This window comes from Oleiphilus sp. HI0123 (assembly GCF_001635315.1).
Genome location: NZ_LWGE01001448.1, coordinates 1 through 2,107 on the forward strand (window position 1 = coordinate 1; position 2,107 = coordinate 2,107).

At 45.0% G+C, this 2,107-nt stretch carries 3 protein-coding genes; all 3 read right to left on the minus strand.

From position 1 onward, the window contains the following. A partial coding sequence (locus A3761_RS18790; RefSeq protein WP_068750684.1) for a TlpA disulfide reductase family protein occupies window positions 1–451 on the minus strand: 451 nt, incomplete at its 3' end. Between the two features lie 60 nt (window positions 452–511). After that, window positions 512–1,168 carry an outer membrane beta-barrel domain-containing protein gene (locus tag A3761_RS18795; protein ID WP_068553288.1) on the minus strand — a complete coding sequence of 219 codons (657 nt, stop codon included), beginning with the start codon at window positions 1,166–1,168 and terminating at the stop codon, window positions 512–514. Then, window positions 1,138–1,929: an SH3 domain-containing protein gene (locus tag A3761_RS18800; protein ID WP_068511553.1), complete on the minus strand. Its 792-nt coding sequence runs from the start codon at window positions 1,927–1,929 to the stop codon at window positions 1,138–1,140. Before A3761_RS18800 ends, A3761_RS18795 begins: the two co-directional genes overlap by 31 nt. Window positions 1,930–2,107 lie beyond the last annotated feature (178 nt).

A 2,107-nucleotide genomic window follows, 5' to 3' on the forward strand; every position in this document is an offset into this window, starting at 1 on the left:
AGCCGGGCTTATATCCGCGATGTAAAAAGCGCTTGTTGCCATCGCGATCAATCATCACAGTTGTCGGCATCGCATCCACCTCGTACATCTCACTTACCTTGCTTGTCGAGTCATAGACCACAGGAAAATCAACCGGCAGAGCTTTCAAAAAGCGATCTGCATCAGCTGAATCTTCATCCACATTGACCGCTAAAATGGTAAAACCCAAGTCTTCATATTTGGCAAAAATATCATTCATCAAGGGCATTTCCTGACGACATGGCCCACACCATGAAGCCCAGAAGTTCAGCATCACGACTTCTCCTTTTAACTCTTCAAGCCGGATATTGCTGCCTTGATTACTTTTGAGCGTAAAGTCGGGTGCCGCGCCACTCAGTTGCTCAGCACTCGATAGGCCAGATAAACTCAACAAAGCGGCTGTCACTAGAGACTTGGCTATGGTCATTCGCATCTTGATTCCCTCAATTCTTTTCAGTAAATACTTTCATTTTTTAAACCCTTCCAAGCATGCTTAGAAGAACAGGGACACACCCATTCCCAGCTCTGAGTTAAAACTGATTTTCTCAGGCCCTACGACATCTATTTCGTAAAAGTGCTCTTTCGCTGTAAAGTGTAAAGAGACAAAATCAGTCAGTAGTAATTGGTACCCCAATCCGACTACCCCCGTTAAACGGGTTTCTCCGGCAAAGTCTGTTGCACCAACAGCTGCAGATACGTAAACGTTATTGTTAAAGGCATAATCTCGGCCAAAATAGCTTTCGCCAGGAAGCTTAAATGCCACCCCAAAGTTATAGTAAAGGTAATCACGGTCATCACTCGATAACACCTCTACAGCACCAAGGGTCTCAAAGCTGCTTTGCCCTGCTTCACTCATCCCGATATGCGTTTCAAACATCAGGTTTCCACTTAAATGAAACGCCAGACGAGTGCCGTAAACCAATGCAGACTCGAAATCTTCAATGTTCATCACGCCGGTAAATACGCCGAGCTCAAAATTCTCTGAGTCGATCATTGCCTCATCAAGCACTACCGGCTTTACATCAGGCTCTATTAATGGGCTATGTTGCTCAGCACAAGCATTCCCCACCACCGCTGACAGGGTTAAAACCATCAACCAAATACATTGTTTGCGCTTCTTCAAAAGAACACGCTTAATCCAATTTTCCATTCTGTCGCTTCTTCGTTGCTTTCACGGTTAGTAAAAATTTTATAGTCCTTCACTTCCATACGAACAAAATAACGGTCGCTCAAGTAATATCGTGCCCCTATACCGGCATGAATAGATTCTTCGTCCCGCTTTGCTTCTTCAGATAAGGTCGCCTTGGGGCTGATAAATACCATGCCCGCCCCTAAAGTAAAAAACGGTGAGAACTTCCAGGAAGGAAATGGCTGATGAAGCAAGTTCACGCTTGCGACTTTTATCTCAGCCGAATCACCCAGCACCTGACTCCCCCATAATTCAAGAGATATGTTGTTGGTCATCCAATAGCCCAGATAAGCCGAATTAAGGGCTGCTTTGTCAAACTGACCACTCATCAAACCTGCTTCCCAGCGACGTGTATTGAAGTCATCAAAGACTGGTTCTGTGATCTTCACAGTTTCGCCATTAGCGTCTTCCATCTGCAATACATCAGCAATATTCAACCAACCTTCATTACCTTTGCGATCACGAACTTTTAACCACTCCGTCTTTCGAGTTGAAACTTCTAGCCACTCCCCTTTTTCGCTGATATGGAATACAGGGAAACCTTGCGCGGGGCCTGTGCGCCATTCCACAAAAGGAAGTACCACTTTAAGCTGAGGCGCAAATACGGTAGACCCGGCATGGTCTTCACGAGTTTCGGCCTCACTGGCTAAAACAGGCCATGAGAACAGCGACAAAATGAAGACCACCAAGCAAGAATACTGGCAGCGTGTTAAGCCTGACATAAATATCCTTTTTTAATCATGCAACGTTCAACTCTTCTCTACACACGAGGAAAATCTCTATGTAATCAATACTAGTTAATTGGTGCCGCAAAAGGGTCGTTAAAGTATTGCGCCCCAAGGTCCAACCATTCAGAAATCAACTTAAGCTCGGATAAAGTGAGATCACCTTCATGAGAAC

What these genes read in the sequence shown, in the direction of transcription:
- A3761_RS18795 (WP_068553288.1), bottom strand. Translation starts at nt 1,168, where the DNA reads ATGGAAAATTGGATTAAGCGTGTTCTTTTGAAGAAGCGCAAACAATGT.
- A3761_RS18800 (WP_068511553.1), bottom strand. Translation starts at nt 1,929, where the DNA reads ATGTCAGGCTTAACACGCTGCCAGTATTCTTGCTTGGTGGTCTTCATT.